Below are 17,240 nucleotides of genomic sequence, written 5' to 3' on the forward strand. Positions count from 1 at the left end.
ATTCAATCCCCTTCCAAATTACACCGAGCAGCTGACGCATTCCTCAACGGATAGCTGATTCGTTCGCGTGTAGTAGAGCGATTTAAGTCCTTTGTGTGCTGCATAGAGGTATAGTTTAGCAAGTTGCCTCGTCGAAACATCACTATTTACATGTAAAATGGTTGAAATCCCTTGATCCACATGTGTTTGAATTTCAGCAATAAGATCAAGAATCTTAAACTGATCCATTTGATAAGCAGATTTATAGTAAAAGAAATTATCGCGTGCCATGAAAGGCATCGGATAGTACGTTGTTGAGTTCGCGTAAGTTCGAGTTTCGATCGGTTCAACAATCGGCATGACACTCGAAGTTGCATTTTGAATATAAGAAATACTTTGTGTTGGAGCAACGGCCAATCGGTAAGCATGATAAAGACCATTGGTTTTTACATCTTCTTTTAACTTGGCCCAGTCGCTCGGTGATGGAATCGGCATTCCCTCAAACAAGGACTTCACTTTATCCGTAAGCGGACGATAATCAGTCTCCGTGTACCGGTTGAAATAGGCACCATTCGCATATTCGGATTGCTCAAAACCTTCAAAGGTTTGCCCCGACGATTTGGCAATTTCCATACTTTGCTCAATCGAATAATAGTTCATAGCCATGAAGAACGTGCGGACGAAATCTTTGGCTTCATCACTCTCATAGCTAATTTTGTTCTTAGACAGGTAGCCATGCAGATTCATAACACCAAGACCAACGGAGTGCAGCTCACGGTTTGCTTTGGCAACCCCCGGCGCATTGCTGATCGTCGTCATATCACTAACAGAAGTCAATGCAATCATGCCCTCGTGAACGGTTTCGCGCAGTTTCTTACGATCCATTACGTTTGCAATGTTCATGGAAGCTAGGTTACAGCTGATATCTCTAAGAATAAGGTCATCTTGGCCGTAATCGTTGATTTCCGAAGTTTCTTGCAGTTGGAAAATCTCTGTACAGAGATTAGACATTTTAATCGTACCGATACCTTTCAAGGCATGATCCTTGTTGGCATTCGTACGGTTCATCATATATGGATAACCGGATTCCAGTTGGGTAGTCGCAATTTTAACTAGCATGTCACGCGCACTCATGACAACCTTCTTCTTCACTTTCGGATTGGCCAGCAGTTCATCGTACATCTCATCAAGATCGATATCGTCCAAATGCTTACCATAGGCTTGCAGTACCGTGTAAGGAGCAAATACATGCAGCGGCTTGTTCTCTTCAGCCAACTTGTAAAACTTGTTCGGTACAATGAGACCGATGGAAAGTGTCTTCAGACGAGATTTCTCATCCGCATTAATTTTCTTACTATCTAGGAACTCCATAACGTCCCAGCCGAAAATGTTGTAGTACGCAGCTCCTGAACCCTTGCGCTGACCCATTTGATCTGCATAGGAGAACGCATCCTCCATAAGCTTAAGTACCGGCATAATTCCTTTTGCGGCACGTTCCACACCTTTGATGGATTCACCGCGTCCACGAAGCTTGGACAAGTTAACGGCTACGCCACCGCCAATTTTGGAAAGCTGCATGCAGGTAGCTAGCACGTAGTTAATAGAATTAAGAGAATCGTCCATCTCCAGCAGGAAGCAGGATACCATTTCGCCTCGGCGGCTCTTACCTGCATTAAGGAACGTCGGTGTCGCTGGTTGCAAGCGTTGTTCCATCATCGAAACAGCAAGAACACGTGCAGTTTCTACGTTCCCACGACCCAAATACAAAGCAACAATAGCAACGCGATCTGGGAAATGTTCCAGGTATAAGGACTTGTCATCACTGCGTAAAGCGTAATCCGTATAAAATTTCGAAGCTGCCATGTAGGAGGCGAACTCGAATTGATTATCGTGGGCCACTTGATAAACATCGTTAACTTCATCTTGCGTATATTTCTCATAAACGTTCTCGTAATAGTTATGATCGATCATATAACGAACTTTAGAGGAAGTATCGGGGAAAGTGAGGCTTTTACTGTGGACTTCCGTCATAAAAACTTCAACAGCTTCTTTATCCTTCTCTAGTTGGAAAAAGCCATCCGCTCCGCGTTGCATCAATAAATTATTCAGCTCAATGTGCCGCAATTGCATGTACCCCCTGAACAAATCGTTCTACGTCATTTTTGGTGCCGGATAACTCAAATTTGGTTAACACAGGCACATCGTACTGCTGTGAGATCGTATCCGCGCTTTTGGCAAATCCGTCTCCCCAGTTGCGGTTACCACTTGCTGCTACTCCGATAAGACGAGAGGCATTGCTTTCTAGGAAAGAAGCTACCTTCGGAGGAACTTGACCAAAACCGGTTGTATAGGTAACGAGCACGAAGGGCTCGTCCATCTTCATCGCTTCCTCAATTTGAATCGCTGGCATTTTGAGCTTAGCAATAAATCGGCGAACATTTCCCGTCTTCGAATCGTAAGCAATAAGCATGGGCTTCCGTCTCCTAACACTCTCTTATTCATTATCTAGTACCGCTTATGTAAGTAACCCTATATGTAGTAAACAAATGAATCATTCCGTGCATTTTAAGATGGAATACGCATTGTTCTTTCGACAAAATATGCGAATTTCAGGACTACGAAACCTAGGAAAAAGGCGGTAATCACGCGGTTTATCACGGAATTTGATTCTATTTTTTCACAAATTCTAGCAGTTGTGTGTATCGCTTTTTTTACGATATCTAGTTGATAGATTCAAATTTATATCAATATATTGTGTTTGTCAACGAGTAAAATGGCTCATTTTGACTATTAAAATACGTAAACCTAGACAGGACGTGGCTCGGAAGGCTTTGAAAATATTTTTTCAATTTTGACTTGAAATTTTCGAATTTGTCGAAAGTTAGATTAGGGCTTTGAGCTCACTAGATATAGATCCATCTCATTCCAAATACAGGCTCATTAAGCCGTCCCAGAGTCCGTCTAAGGTCGTTAATAGCGAAGATGCCACAATCCTATTCAGAAACAAAAAAAGCTATTCACACGCACACGAGGGTGCCGTGAATAGCTTAACCTTATTTCTTAACCGTTGCGTTTTTGGAAATCACTCATGAACTCAGCGAGCGCTTTGCATGATGCATAAGGAACAGCATTATACGAAGATGCTCTCAAACCGCCTACACTGCGATGACCCTTCAACCCAACAAATCCGTTCTGCTCGGTTTCCTTGATGAACTTCTTCTCCAACTCTTCATCCTGCAACCGGAACGTGATGTTCATCGCGGAACGACTGCCCGCATCAACAGGTCCACGGTAGAAACCACCGCTTTGGTCGATTGCGCTATAAATTAGACCTGATTTCTCAAGGTTATTTTTCTGGATGACAGCTAGTCCACCTTGTTCCTGAATCCATTTCAATACTAGGTTCATCATGTAGATTGAATACACTGGTGGTGTATTGTACAGGGAATTGTTTTTGCTATGGATTTCGTAGCGAAGCATGGTTGGAATCGTTTTAGGCAGATCTTGTAATAAATCTTCCTTAACAATAACCACAGTTACACCAGAAGGACCTAGATTCTTTTGCGCTCCTGCATAGATCATGCCGAATTTCGAAACATCTACTGGACGGCTCAAGATGTCACTGGACATGTCCCCAATTAACGGCACATTCCCTGTATCCGGAAAGCTCTGGAACTGAGCGCCTTCAATCGTTTCGTTCGAAGTCAGATGCAGATAAGCGGAATCCGGATGAATATTGATTTCATTTAAGTCCGGAATTTTCATGAATTTCTGTTCTTTCGAGCTTGCTGCGATGGCAACTTCTCCGAACAAGCTTGCTTCCTGAACAGCTTTCTCCGCCCATGCACCTGTAAGCACATAGCTGCCTACCTTACCTGGCTTTAGAAAATTAAGCGGAATCATGGCGAATTGTGTGCTCGCACCACCTTGCAGAAACTGCACTTGGTACCCATCAGGGATGCTAAAAATTTGTTTCAACAATTGCTGCGTTTCATTATGAACTTGCTCGAACTCCGCGCTGCGGTGAGAAATTTCCATAATGGACATGCCGATGCCTTTAAATTCGACAAGCTCCTCTTGTGCTTTCTGCAGTACTTCGAGCGGTAATGCCGCAGGCCCTGCGTTAAAGTTATAGGCCCTATTTCCCATGAATGACCACACCTTTGCTTTTTTGTATTATCGCTATGATAGCAATATTCTCTTCATGCATCAAGTAAAACCTCAGTTGGCAATGCTAGGAGAAGAACGAAGAAGAGAACAGATTTGGATACAAAAGGAGCCTAATTTACTTATGACATTGGTTGATACGATAGGAGAAAGTTCTACAAACGCTACGAATTTAGCAAACGCAAACAGCTTAAACTCTGCAAATTCAGGCAACTCAAGTTCCACGAATGCTTTAAGTTCCACAAGCGCTTCAAGTTCCACAAACGCCTCCGAGATGTATCGGCTGTTCGTAGGCATTCAGCTCCCGCAAGACGTCCAGCGGGAGCTCGACGCCTGGAAAGGCAGCATCCAAAAGGTGCTGCCTTTCCAAAAGTGGACGCATCCGCAGGATGTCCACGTCACGTTAAGCTTCCTCGGCGACGCATCCGCCGAGACAGCCGAAGCGCTGGCGGCCGACCTGCGCCAGCTTGCAGCAGCTGCGCTGCCGCTGACCCTGCACGCCGAGGGCCTCGGCGTGTTCGGACCTCCGGCGGCGCCGTCGATCCTCTGGGCGGGCCTCACCGGCGACCTCGACGCGCTGGCTGCGCTGCAGCGCGAGGTCGCGGGCGTCTGCGCCCGCCACGGCTTCCCGGCCGAGGCTCGCGCCTACCGGCCGCACCTCACACTAGCCCGCCGCTACCGCACAGCGGCGGGGCCTTTCAAGCGCTCCGCCCTATCGGCGGTGGGAGCGCCTTCCGGCGGCTGGCCCGTGTGGCAGGTAGAGGACATCGTCCTCTACCGCAGCCACTTGGGCCGCCAGCCGGCGTACGAAGCGCTAGGCGTGTTCCCTTTTAAGGAACCGTCTACTTAATTCCCTCACATTATTACCGACACTGGAACTAATATCTTGTTTTTGTATAACTTTCAAGAATTCTACAAACAATTGAACCGATTGGATTAGATTTAATAAAAAAGGAGGAACCGATATGCCCGAATGGTTTGAAATTGTTTTACGCACATTATTAGCAGTTGTCGTACTTTTCTTTATGACAAAGATGTTGGGTAAAAGACAAGTTTCTCAACTTTCCTTTTTCGAGTACATTACCGGCATCACGATTGGCAGTCTTGCAGCATACATATCGTTGGATTTGGAGGCGAATTGGTATCTAGGTTTAATATCTTTAGGCGTTTGGATTGCATGCTCTTTAGGCATTGAATTTTTGCAGCTAAAAAGTAAAAAGATGCGGGATTTCATTGATAGTAAAGGAACCGTGCTGATTAGAGATGGTAAAGTATTGGAAGATAATTTAAAGAAAGAACGTCTCACCACCGATGAGCTCATGGAGCAATTACGAAAAAGATCCGCATTTAAATTGGCAGATGTTGAATTTGCGATCATGGAACCAAGCGGAGAAATTAATGTACTATTAACTCGTGAAAACCAACCCCTGACTCCAAGCCATTTAGGCATCAAAGTTGCACCTGAGAAGGAGCCTCAAGCAATTATCATGGATGGTGAAATCATGGATGAAGCCTTAGCTACCATCGGTTTTAGCCGGGGATGGCTGCAAACTGAACTAGATAAATTGGGTGTGACGATTGAAAATGTATTTCTAGGTCAAGTCGATTCTTACGGCCAATTATATGTAGATCTATTTGACGACAAGATTATGGTACCTGTGCCACAGGAAAAAGCAACCCTATTTGCTACATTAAAAAAGTGCGAAGGCGATCTGATGTTGTTTGGGCTTACTACGAAAAATAAAGCTGCAAAAGAGATGTACGAACAATGCTCGAAGCAAATGGAGGAAATCATCGCACAATTGAAACCCGTACTTAAGCGTTAAAGGCTTGTCGCACTTTGCTAATCGAGCAGCGTTTGCGCTGTATGGTCACGGGCAAGCTCGAACATCCGCTTCAGTTGCTCAGCGGTATTTCGCTCCACCGAGAGCGGCGGCAGCTCGCTCTCGCCGAAGAACTGGGCGCCGGTCGTTTCCAGACCGGCTTCAAGTGCTTCCCCGCCCACCAACTCGCACAAGATGAACATCTTGTACACGTGGTTTGCCGAGGGGGGGTGAGCGTGGCGCTTCTTATCGAAGACCGCCAGCAATCGCACCGGCTTGACGTCATAGCCGGCCTCCTCGTGGGTCTCCTTGACGGCGACCTCCGACGGTGTGAGGCCGATGTCCGCCCAGCCTCCAGGCAAAGCCCAGGCACCGTCGGCTCTTTCCTTCACAAGCAGCAGCTTGTTCTCTCTCAGGACGACGGCCCGAATATCCACTTTCGGCGTCTGATACCCCGTGTCATTGGCGAACAAAGCCGTCACCTTATCGATCGGTGTCTCTGAGAAATAACTCATCATCTCCACGCTGATCTTACGCAGCGCCTCATATCGTTCCAAGTCATAGCCATTCTCACCGTAAGTAAGACCGGCTTGACTAATAGCCTGGATCTCTTTGGCCCATTCCAACCATGGAATATTCATCAGTAACCCAACTCCATTTCGATATAAGTCTTAATTCCACTATAAATAGCAACCATCTCCTCAAGCTTCATCCGAACAAGCCCACTAGAAGAGGGACATACATAGTCGATCACACCTTCAACCACCGGATCCTGTTGACTCCCCCAACTCATCCCCCTACGGCCGCTATACTGTTCAAATACCCCTTTTCCTACAAAACAGACAACACAAGGTCGAAAGGCCTGAATCTTTTGCTTTAAAATAAGTCGACCTTCACGGTATTCCTCAGGTGTAATTTCTGCAGCCGTTAACGAAGGGCGAGCCACAATATTCGTAAAGCCATACCCGAGCTTCAGCAAATCCCCATCCTCTTGTGGTTTATACAGCCGAGGTGTTAATCCCGCTTGGAAAAGGATCCGATAAAAACGATTGTTCGGATTCGCATAATGATGACCCGTTTCTCCGGATCGTATACTAGGGTTATAACCTACGAAAAGTATCCTTAAATGCTCCTGAAGATGATCCGAAATGGGCTCTATGCTCAACGTTAAGACACCTCCACAGGCACAACAAATTTTTTGTCTTTTTCAATAGGTTACCATGAACAACTAAAAACCAAAAGCCGAAGCACATGGCCCCGGCTTTCATTGTATAAACTTAAAAGACTCATAGGACTTGCCCAGCACAGCGGTGGTATCACCTTTTAACCATTTATCAATAAGCGTGCTGTAAACGGAGCGGAAATCAACCTCATACTTCAAATCACCATTGTCCAAATTGCTCAGGCTCGGGTATGCTCCATAGAGACCGCCATTCACCTTGCCTCCAATCACAAACATCGGAGCTGCCGTTCCATGATCTGTTCCGCCGCTTCCATTCTCCTTCACCCTCCGCCCAAACTCCGAAAACATCATCACCACAACACGATCCTGCAGTCCTTGCGCCTCCAAGTCTTTATAGAACGCTGTCAGACCCTCGTCGACCTGAGTCAGCACTTTCGCATGTTGGACCTTCTCATCGGCATGATCATCGAAACCGCCGATCTGCACATTGAATATTCTTGTGCCAGATTTACCGGCCAGCAGCTTGGATACTAACTGGAGATCCCTTGCAAAATTAGTTTTCGGGTACTCCACTTTATTCGCATAGGTAGCCGTTAAAGCTTGAATCGCTTCAACACTTTTGAAGGCCTCATATCCACGGCCTGATACGACACGCAACTGTTCCGTCTGATTCTGTACACCATACATCTCCAAGAATGCGTTGGTGATCCGATTTTTGTCCATCATCGCTGTTTTCGGATCAATCAGATGATACGTTTCTAAAGATTGGATAACGGGAAAGCTCATTTTCTCCGAAGCAAAAGCCTTACCCCCTGCGCCAATCTGAATAGCTTTGAGCGGATTGCTGCTATCCCGCAACGAAGACTCTGCATAGCGTGCAAGCCAACCGCTCCGACTCATCTTCGCTGGCTCGGCTGTCTGCCAAATTTCCATAGAGCGGAAATGAGAGTGATCGGGTCCTGGATATCCAACTCCCTGTACGACAGCCATCTTCCCAAGTTTATAAAGTGCAGCGAGGCCAACTAAACTTGGATGCAAGCCTACTTGATTATCTAATGCAAGCACATCCTTCTGCTGGTAAGCCAAAGTCGGCCGCGCATCATAGTAAATCCCTTGTCCATAAGGAATTAGCGTATTAATGCCATCATTCCCTCCACTTAACTGAACAACAATAAGTACAGGTTCATCAACATCATCATCAAAACCGCCAGCCAAAATCGATTTTCCCGTATCCGTAAATAAAGCTCCGCCTAGGCCTAAAGTCGCAAACATAGCTGTACCCTTAAGCAGAAAATCCCTTCTCGATAATTTCACTTTTCTCACCCCTCGCTATTTCATTTGAGCTTCCGGGCTAATCAGCACTAATTGAAGCAAGCCTCTCAAACCCGCATTCTTTTGCTTTGTATGTACAATGGTATCATCTGCGTAAGCGGTTAAACCCTGTAAAGTCTTATCCGATAAATCAGTGATTCCCATCCGCTGACTCCACAATTTTACCCATTCTTCCGGACGCTCCTGTTGTTCAGGTGTATACTCTGCCGATGAGAGCACCTTGCCGTTTAGCTGCTTGGCGATGGACTCGGCAAACTGGTACCTTGATAATAAGGAGTTTGTATTCAGCCATGAGGCGCCTCCTCTCCAACCTGCAACATCCGGCGGGGAGTATAGCTCCTGTCCCATTCTCCTCATCGCTTGTGCATGCCCCTTCGAAACAGTTAGCTTACAGCATTTGAGAATACCTGCAACATAATCTGCCGGTGTTTTGATGAGAGATAACCGCAATTTCTCCTCATAAAATTCGTCAGATAGGAATAGCTCCTGAAGCACTTCCCCCATAGTAGCCTTAGCTGATATATGTTCGGCAACTTTTTGAATCCAACTTTCGGATGGGCTGTCCGTAGCAAAATATTTGAGCAGCTTCGTAGCAAGAAAGATTGGCAGCGTTTTTTGATGGAAAATAATTTCAATCACATCATCCGAATCCAGCTTTCCCGTTTCTTCAAGCAGCGTTTTCGTGTCATTGTCGTGTTGTTTTGGATTATAGCCTACTTTATTTTCCTTCTTATCATAGGTCCAACCCGTGAAAGCGCGCGCTGCTTCCTTCACATCAGTCTCTGTATAGTGACCGATACCTAGCGTGAATAGCTCCATGGCTTCGCGGGCATAATTCTCATTTGGTTTACCTTTTTTATTCCGATTCACATCAAGCCAGATCATCATTGCAGGATCTTTGCCAATGGCGAGTACGAGTTCTTTGAAACTTCCTAATGCATGTTTGCGAAACAATGTATTTTGTTGAACCATTAAAGTGACATCGTTAACCTTGTAATTCGCCGTCGCAAAATGTCCATGCCAGAACAACGTCATCTTTTCAATGAGCGGAGCACTGGAATATACCATTCGATATAACCAGTACATTTGTTGATCGGCTAATTGCAGCGGATCTAATGATTTCTTACCATCAGCGGTTAATTGATCAAATGGGGTTAGCGATGACGCTTGATCGATCAACGCCTCTCCGGCAATAAGACGTCGCACCGTTTCCTCACGACCAAGTCCAATACAAGCAGTAACTTCCTCCCCAGTGGAACCAAATCCGGCTCGATGTAATAAATGAACGACTTCCTTGTTAGTCCATGGTACTCCCATGATCTCCCCCCTCGCCCTATTTTCCAAACTGTACCACATAAATGTGTCAAAAGTGTGTGGAAATAAAAACAAACCAAGACAACATCCTTGGTTTGTTTTATTCGTACAACTATGCTTTCACAGCCAATTGTTTGGATAAATTGAGGAATGAACCAACAACACGACGAACACGTTTATCGACATCTGGATGGATATCTTGATGTGTTACACCCGTTTGGAAGCTCTTCCGCTGATCGCCTCCAATAGATAGCCAATCTGGGCAGTTAATGCCATGCAGATTGCGTACGATGGTTTGCAACTGCGTCAGAGAGCCTACAGCAATTGCCCCGCCTGCTGAACTTACAGATAAGACAACCTTATTATTGAAATGATCTTGTCCTAGATGATCAAGCGCATTTTTCAAAACACCAGAAATTCCACTATGATATTCCGGTGTTGCCAGTACGATCCCCTCTGCTTCAAGCATGGCTTCTTTTAATTTCTCTAGAGCTTCGTGCCCCGTGTTTGCATCATCTGGTGTATAGAAAGGGAGCGGTGTTTGATACAAGTCAATCAACGTCACCTCGTGGCCCTCTTGGGTCGCAAGATGCTTGATATATTCAGCAAGTCTTGTACTTGTCGCTGATCTCTGATTACTTCCTGCTATCATGGTAATTTTCATAATAATCTCCTTCCAGATCTGATTCATGCATTCATTATACCTCAATTTCAATCTGATAACAGCACTAATTGTAATCATTATCAAAAGAGTTTCATTATCGATAAATGAAAAAGCTGCCTCCTCCATAGAAAACTATGAAAGAAGCAGCTCGTATGTTATTCATGTATAAGTGCTAAGGAATTAGCAATCGAAGTAAAGGTTGTACTCGTGTGGGTGAATACGGATTGCTACAGCTTTCGCTTCGCCGCGTTTCAATTCGATATAGTTATCGATGAAATCTTGTGTGAATACGCCGCCTTCAATCAAGAAGTCGGAATCTGCTGCAAGAGCATCCAGAGCTTCATCTAATGTACCAGGAACGCTGCGGATCTCAGCTTTCTCAGCATCGGACATTTCATAGATGTTTGTATCGAAAGGACCGTATCCAAGAGCACGCGGATCGATTTTCTTTTTGATACCGTCAAGACCTGCCATCAGCATTGCTGCGAAAGCGAGGTATGGGTTAGCCGTGCTATCCGGTGTACGGAATTCGATACGACAACCTTTAGGTGTCACAGCTGCGATTGGAATACGAACTGCTGCGGAACGGTTACCTTTGGAGAATACAAGGTTAACCGGCGCTTCGTAACCAGGAACCAGACGTTTGAAGGAGTTTGTACTTGGGTTTGTCAATGCGATCAATGCTGGTGCGTGGTAAAGAATACCACCAATATAGTTGATTGCCATTTCACTCAGGTTTGCATATGCTCCTTTTTCATAGAACAAAGGCTCGCTGCCATCGAAAATGGACATGTGAACGTGCATACCGCTACCATTATCACCAAACAGTGGCTTAGGCATGAAAGTTGCTACTTTACCGTATTCTCTAGCTGTGTTAGCAACGATATATTTGTATTTGAGCAGGTTATCTGCTGTTTTAGTCAATGTGTCAAAACGGAAGTTGATTTCAGCTTGACCAGCTGTAGCCACTTCGTGATGATGACGTTCGATACGAAGACCTGCATCAGCAAGTTTATTACACATTTCGGAACGAATATCTTGTTGGGAATCGATTGGAGCTACTGGAACGTAACCGCCTTTTACTGGAACTTTGTAACCAAGGTTACCGCCTTCTTCTTTGCGTCCAGTGTTCCAACCTGCTTCTTCGGAATCAACTTCGAAGTAGGATTTGTTCATACCATTTTCAAAACGAACGTCATCAAAAATGAAAAACTCGGATTCTGGTGCGAAGAATGCTGTAGTACCTACACCAGTTGTTTGCAGATATTCTTCTGCTTTTTGAGCGATGCTGCGTGGATCGCGATCATAACGCTCGCCTTCAGGTGTGTGGATGTTGCTCATAATGATCAAAGTCGGGTGAGCTGTGAAAGGATCTACATAAGCAGTTTCTGTATCTGGCATCATGACCATGTCAGATTGTTCAATACCACGGAATCCTGGGATGGATGAACCGTCAAAAGCTACTCCGTTTACGAAAGTTTCTTCATCTACTTCAGTAGCAGGCAAAGAAATATGCTGTGCTTTACCGGTAAGACCTACGAAACGAAAATCTACCCACTCAATATTTTTTTCCTTGATAAGGTTCAACACGTTTTGAACTGACATTTAAAAAACCCTCCCATTTCCGTACATTCAACGTACTTTACATGATTAATGTTCAACTTTTGGTTGTTATCTTGCACATATTATATAGCGATTTTGCTTACACAGTCAATACTTATGTCAGGTATTTTTTATTTTTGTGTAAGCTATGCTCACACAATTTCACAGATTTGTCCCATATCCAAAAATAGGAAAACTGGCTCCTCTTTCGAGGAAACCAGTCATCTTAGAACTATTACCGTTACGCCAAGATAACTTCTTTATGTGTATCAAACTTTTTACCAAGAAGCGGAGCAAGCTTCTCAAGATCAACAAGCAAATTAGCGAATTGATCAGGGAACAAGGATTGAACGCCATCACCAGTCATTGAATTGTCTGGATCTGTGTGCATTTCGATGATCAAACCATCTGCTCCTGCGGCTACGGATGCCTTTGTCATAGGAACAACAAGCTCTCTACGGCCAGTACCGTGACTCGGATCTGAGATTACCGGAAGATGGCTCAATTGTTTAAGAACCGGGATAGCCGATAAATCCAGTGTATTCCGTGTGTACGTTTCGAATGTTCGGATTCCGCGTTCACAGAGCATAACATTCGGGTTACCGCCAGCAAGAATGTATTCAGCAGCATTCAAGAATTCATCGTAAGTGGAGCTGAAACCACGTTTGAGCAGTACAGGCGTTTGAATCGTTCCGAGCTTGCGAAGCAAATCAAAGTTTTGCATATTACGTGTACCTACTTGTAGGATATCTGCGTATTGTGCACATACATCAACATACTCAGGTGTCATAACTTCTGTAATTGTAAGAAGACCATGCTTCTTACCCGCTTCTGCCATCATGATCAAGCCTTCAACGCCAACACCTTGGAAGCTGTAAGGACCTGTTCTTGGTTTAAATGCGCCACCGCGGAGAACTTGACCTCCCGCTGCTTTCACTAAACGTGCGATCTCATCAATCTGTTCTGGCGTTTCTACAGCGCACGGGCCGCCCATGACAACAAGCTGCTCGCCACCGATTTCAACACCTTTAATTTTGATAACCGTATCAGCCGGATGAAAGTCACGGCTTGCTAATTTATAGGATTTCGAAATTTTCACGACTTGCTCAACTCCTGACATTTGACGCAACTGTTCTGCTAATTTAGGATCTGCTTGACCGATAATTCCGATGACTGTGCGATCCTCACCTTTGGAGACGTGAGCTTGGACACCTTGCTTTTCTATGAATTGTACAATTTCCTGAATACGCTCATCTGATGTTTTGTTGGATGTAATGGCGATCATCTTAAACACGCTCCTTATTATATGGGTTGGATCACTTGTATACTTCAACGCTTGTTCGCTTCTACGCTTTTAATCACTAAAGTAAATATACAACGCCTGACGAGTTTTCGTCAAGCGTTAATTTATTTGCTATTCATTTGTATTCGAAGGGGCAAGTTGATCTTTACGGATTTTACGTTTTTCTTTGCGACGATTCGTATGGAATTTAAGTAAGAGCACCACTGGGAAGTAGGCAATAACCCCAAGTATCAACCCAACCACCATACCGCCTACAATCAAATCCAAACCACCTCTAATAATATTAGAAAGCATGTGCGGTAAATGATGTATCAGATAAATCTTAAAGTGCTTCGGTACCAACCAATCCCCCACTTGCTTATTGAGTATCGAGAATGGAATATAAATCACTTTTCCAAACACAAAACCAATTAACGCTCCAGGTAAATTAGCTCTTAATAAATAAACCAACGGAAAGATAAGAACGAATGCAAAACCGGCTGTAGGTAAAGTAAACATCTCTACAAACAATCCAATTGAAAAGCCGCGTGCTACTTTGGAAGGACCGCCTTTGGCACGTAAGAGAAGTAAATATTTATATCTAAACCAGCGCTTCGTGCTTTTCCAATCGTAGCGAGCTTTCACTTTCATCATTTTCACCTTCTGAGTGCTTTGCATGCTGATCTCAATCCCGCCCTGTGGAATAAATAAGGATCACTCACTACTTGCTGCTTTGGATTTAACAGCCGGAATGAGCTTCTTCATATTAATAGTACGTGTAATTCCCCAACTGGTTTCATCTTTCGCATCATAGCCTTCCAAGTAGGAAATTACCTCTTTGGTTATAGGTGTAGGAGTTGAAGCGCCAGATGTAACACCGACCTTGCGTACATTGGTTAACCACGTGCGATTAAGCTCCGTGATATCAGATATTCTATACGCTCTAACTCCTGCAATTTCCTCTGAAACTTGCGCTAAGCGGTTCGAATTATTACTTTTCGGATCTCCAACTACGATAACTAGATCGACTTCCTTCGCTTGTTCAGCAACCGCTTCTTGTCTAACCTGCGTGGCTAGACAGATCTCATTATGAATCTCAGCTTTTGGGAATAGTTCAAGTAAACGATTCATAATATGCTTAATGTCCCATTGGCTCATTGTTGTTTGGTTCGTAATAATAATACGATCGGGTTTAATGTCTAGTTGATCTGCTTCTTCAAGCTTCTCGATGAGGTGAACTTTGTCCGGAGCTACACCTACTGCGCCTTCCGGCTCAGGATGAGCTTTCTTCCCGATATAGATAACTTCATAGCCGTCGGCTACTTTTTCTCGAATTAAATCGTGTGTCTTCGTCACATCTGGACAGGTTGCATCTACAACGGTTAAGCCCTTGTCTCGGGCTCTGCGTCTTACTTCAGGAGAAACCCCGTGAGCAGTGAAAATGACCGTCCCTGTTTCGATTTGTTCTAATATTTCAAGCCGGTTCTCACCATCTAATGTGATGACACCTTCTTCTTTGAAGAAATCAGTAACATGCGCATTATGAACAATCATGCCTAATATATAAATAGGTCTAGGAAGATTTAAGTTTTTAGCAGTTTGCATAGCAAGTGCCATAGCATCTACAACGCCATAACAATAGCCTCTGGGTGATATTCGGACTACTTCCATTTCTTCCACCTGCCTAAGAAACATTATTTTCTTTCATTATAGCTGATTATACAGAGAGAGGAAAGTTTGCTGGAAGCCAAATCATAAAGGTACTTCCCTCGTCTTTGCGCGTTGTCACTTCAATAGACCCACCGTGTTCATCAATAATCCATTTGGCGATCGATAAACCAAGTCCAGTTCCAGACGTCAGTCCCCTTGATAAATCTGCACGATAAAATCTGTCGAAAATATGAGGAATATCCTCTTTATCCATACCAATTCCCGTATCGGTAATCCGAATACCAATAAAGCTATCCGTTCGCGACACCTCGAACTTTACGGTTCCAACAGGTGTATACTTGAACGCATTTTCGATGAAAATAAACAACAATTGCTGCAAATAATCCCGATTCCCTTGCACGACCGCAAGTTCTAATGCATCTAAATCACCCACTTGCCAATCAGCGGTATGCTCGAGCAATTGAGCACGCCTTACCACTTCTTGAACGAGCGGCATGATCTCAACTGGCTTCTTTTCCATAAGAACGCCGGCATCTGCTCTCGCTAGAGCAAGAAGATCATTGACTAGTCTGCTCATTCGCTGTGCTTCTCCTGCAATATCATGCATAGCCTCAAGTGACATCTGCATTTGATCAGGTGTAGCAAGTTCTGTACTCCCCGAAGTCTGCTTCCACATCTTTTCCAACAAGTCGACATTTCCTCGAATCGTTGTAAGCGGTGTTCTCAACTCATGAGATGCGTCCGATACGAACCTGCGCTGGGCGCGGTACGCTTCATCCAATTCCAGATAGGTAATCTGAATACGAGAGAGCATCCCGTTGATCGTCTCCGTCAAGCGCCCAATCTCATCTAGTGGACCGTCATAGTGGATACGTTTTTCCAGATCATCGCTGCTTCCTATTTGATTCGCGGCGTCAATGACGCGTTCGATCGGCTTGAGCGCTTTGCGCGCCAAGAACCAACCAAGTGAAGCTGCCACAATAATCGTTAGCAATGCCCAAATCATCAGGGTATACCGAAGGGTAACGGACGTTTTTTCATAACTGCCAATCGGTACAGCCGCTTGAAGAATCCCGATGAGTTGGTTCTGGTCATCGGACCTGATCGCTTGATTATAAATGAGGAAGTCTTGCCCAAGTACCTTGGTCTTTTCGAAAAAACCATCCTCTTGCTTTAATTTATCAATCGTATTCTTCGCTAAAGGCAAAGTAACATCATAGTATTGTAAGTTAGCCGAGCGATTAAAGCTTTTGAGTGTAACATTATATAATTGCAGAAACGTATTCGTAGAGTAGAAGTCCCTGCTTTCCAGTTCCAAATCAACGACGAGTCCCTTCTGTGAAAGAGCAATGCTCTTCTGAATACGCAAGGAGCTATTGCCTGCCTCCCGTTTCACATCTTGGCGAATTTGATCGTATAGGAAATAATTCAAGAAAAAATAAAGAACAATGCCAAAGAGCAGCATGGTTAGTGCCAATATCCCTGAATACCAAAGCGTTAGCCGCAAGCGAAGAGACATATTAAGATTCCCCTCTCAATACGTAACCTGCCCCCCGAACCGTTTGAATCAATCGTTTATGGCCAAATTCTTCAGTCTTTTGACGCAGCAGCGCGATATAAACCTCCAGAACATTGGATTCACCGCTATAATCGTAGCCCCATATTTTTTCCATAATAATATCCCGTGAAAGGACACGCTTCGGATTCTGCATGAACAAGTGAAGTAAATCAAACTCCTTGGTTGTTAACTCAATCAGTTTCTCACCGCGAAAAACCTCGCGTGTATCCAAATCCAAGATTGTATCCTCATAATTCAATCTATTCGTCTGCTGCTCAGGACGCTCCGTTCTCCTCCTAAGAAGTACACGCACTCTAGCCAGCAGCTCTTCAAGCGCAAACGGCTTGACCAAATAATCGTCTGCACCGAGATCCAAGCCTTTCACGCGATCGCTAATTTCATCTTTTGCTGTAAGCATAAGAATCGGTACCTCGCTGCCGCTTTCACGCACTCGACGAACGACCTCCCAGCCATCAATATGCGGCATCATGACGTCCAAGATCAGCAGATGTGGTTCTGATGTTAACATTTGCTTAAGGCCATCCGCACCGTTGGTCGCTGTGACGACCGAATATCCTTCAAAAGCCAAACCTCGTCTCAACATAGACGTAATTTTCTCATCATCATCAATAACCATTATGTTCTCTCTCATCGACTGGGCCACC

16 protein-coding genes are annotated in these 17,240 nt (G+C 44.6%); 2 read left to right on the forward strand and 14 right to left on the reverse strand.

Features of this window, described 5'->3' with window-relative positions; genetic code table 11:
- Positions 1-18: 18 nt before the first annotated feature.
- The 3 genes from nrdE to serC all read right to left on the reverse strand — a co-directional run bounded on the left by nrdE (position 19) and on the right by serC (position 4,128).
- Positions 19-2,103, reverse strand: coding sequence for a class 1b ribonucleoside-diphosphate reductase subunit alpha (gene nrdE, locus QFZ81_RS27705; RefSeq protein WP_307439400.1), 2,085 nt, complete (start codon positions 2,101-2,103; stop codon positions 19-21).
- The gene (gene nrdI / locus QFZ81_RS27710; RefSeq protein WP_047677314.1) at positions 2,090-2,449 is read right to left on the reverse strand and encodes a class Ib ribonucleoside-diphosphate reductase assembly flavoprotein NrdI; all 360 of its coding nucleotides are present in this window, start codon (positions 2,447-2,449) and stop codon (positions 2,090-2,092) included. The genes nrdE and nrdI overlap by 14 nt, the downstream gene beginning before the upstream one ends.
- Positions 2,450-3,039: 590 nt before the next feature.
- Positions 3,040-4,128 (reverse strand): 3-phosphoserine/phosphohydroxythreonine transaminase, encoded by a 1,089-nt coding sequence (gene serC / locus QFZ81_RS27715; protein WP_307439397.1) that lies wholly within the window; start codon positions 4,126-4,128, stop codon positions 3,040-3,042.
- On the opposite strand from serC, the gene thpR reads away from it, so the two are divergent.
- A complete protein-coding gene (gene thpR / locus QFZ81_RS27720; protein ID WP_307605466.1) occupies positions 4,127-4,996 on the forward strand; it encodes an RNA 2',3'-cyclic phosphodiesterase in 870 nt (289 codons plus the stop codon). The two genes, serC and thpR, sit on opposite strands and share 2 nt — an antisense overlap.
- Positions 4,997-5,111: 115 nt before the next feature.
- Entirely contained in the window at positions 5,112-5,972 is an 861-nt protein-coding gene (locus QFZ81_RS27725) for a DUF421 domain-containing protein (protein ID WP_307605467.1), read from the forward strand.
- Between the two features lie 17 nt (positions 5,973-5,989).
- Here QFZ81_RS27725 and QFZ81_RS27730 read toward each other — a convergent pair whose 3' ends face one another.
- The 11 genes from QFZ81_RS27730 to QFZ81_RS27780 all read right to left on the reverse strand — a co-directional run bounded on the left by QFZ81_RS27730 (position 5,990) and on the right by QFZ81_RS27780 (position 17,227).
- Positions 5,990-6,610: an NUDIX hydrolase gene (locus QFZ81_RS27730; protein WP_307605468.1), complete on the reverse strand. Its 621-nt coding sequence runs from the start codon at positions 6,608-6,610 to the stop codon at positions 5,990-5,992.
- Positions 6,610-7,128, reverse strand: a complete 519-nt coding sequence (locus QFZ81_RS27735; protein ID WP_307607054.1) for a mismatch-specific DNA-glycosylase — start codon at positions 7,126-7,128, stop codon at positions 6,610-6,612. The genes QFZ81_RS27730 and QFZ81_RS27735 overlap by 1 nt, the downstream gene beginning before the upstream one ends.
- Positions 7,129-7,233: 105 nt before the next feature.
- Positions 7,234-8,466: a DUF1501 domain-containing protein gene (locus QFZ81_RS27740; protein ID WP_307605469.1), complete on the reverse strand. Its 1,233-nt coding sequence runs from the start codon at positions 8,464-8,466 to the stop codon at positions 7,234-7,236.
- A 15-nt stretch (positions 8,467-8,481) separates the two neighbouring features.
- Complete coding sequence (locus tag QFZ81_RS27745) at positions 8,482-9,801, reverse strand: DUF1800 domain-containing protein (RefSeq protein WP_307605470.1); 1,320 nt, start codon at positions 9,799-9,801, stop codon at positions 8,482-8,484.
- 109 nt (positions 9,802-9,910) lie between these two features.
- Positions 9,911-10,462, reverse strand: coding sequence for an NADPH-dependent FMN reductase (locus QFZ81_RS27750; protein WP_307605471.1), 552 nt, complete (start codon positions 10,460-10,462; stop codon positions 9,911-9,913).
- A gap of 180 nt (positions 10,463-10,642) precedes the next feature.
- Positions 10,643-12,067 (reverse strand): type I glutamate--ammonia ligase, encoded by a 1,425-nt coding sequence (gene glnA / locus QFZ81_RS27755; protein WP_047677332.1) that lies wholly within the window; start codon positions 12,065-12,067, stop codon positions 10,643-10,645.
- A 238-nt stretch (positions 12,068-12,305) separates the two neighbouring features.
- Entirely contained in the window at positions 12,306-13,349 is a 1,044-nt protein-coding gene (gene aroF, locus QFZ81_RS27760; protein WP_057304848.1) for a 3-deoxy-7-phosphoheptulonate synthase, read from the reverse strand.
- Between the two features lie 129 nt (positions 13,350-13,478).
- Positions 13,479-14,000 carry a DUF2062 domain-containing protein gene (locus QFZ81_RS27765; RefSeq protein ID WP_307439377.1) on the reverse strand — a complete coding sequence of 174 codons (522 nt, stop codon included), beginning with the start codon at positions 13,998-14,000 and terminating at the stop codon, positions 13,479-13,481.
- Positions 14,001-14,060: 60 nt separating this feature from the next.
- The gene (locus tag QFZ81_RS27770; RefSeq protein ID WP_307439376.1) at positions 14,061-15,017 is read right to left on the reverse strand and encodes a 4-hydroxy-3-methylbut-2-enyl diphosphate reductase; all 957 of its coding nucleotides are present in this window, start codon (positions 15,015-15,017) and stop codon (positions 14,061-14,063) included.
- 46 nt (positions 15,018-15,063) lie between these two features.
- Positions 15,064-16,536, reverse strand: coding sequence for a sensor histidine kinase (locus tag QFZ81_RS27775; protein ID WP_307605472.1), 1,473 nt, complete (start codon positions 16,534-16,536; stop codon positions 15,064-15,066).
- A 1-nt stretch (position 16,537) separates the two neighbouring features.
- The gene (locus QFZ81_RS27780) at positions 16,538-17,227 is read right to left on the reverse strand and encodes a response regulator transcription factor (RefSeq protein ID WP_307439373.1); all 690 of its coding nucleotides are present in this window, start codon (positions 17,225-17,227) and stop codon (positions 16,538-16,540) included.
- Positions 17,228-17,240 lie beyond the last annotated feature (13 nt).

This window comes from Paenibacillus sp. V4I9 (assembly GCF_030817295.1).
Classification (GTDB): domain Bacteria; phylum Bacillota; class Bacilli; order Paenibacillales; family NBRC-103111; genus Paenibacillus_E.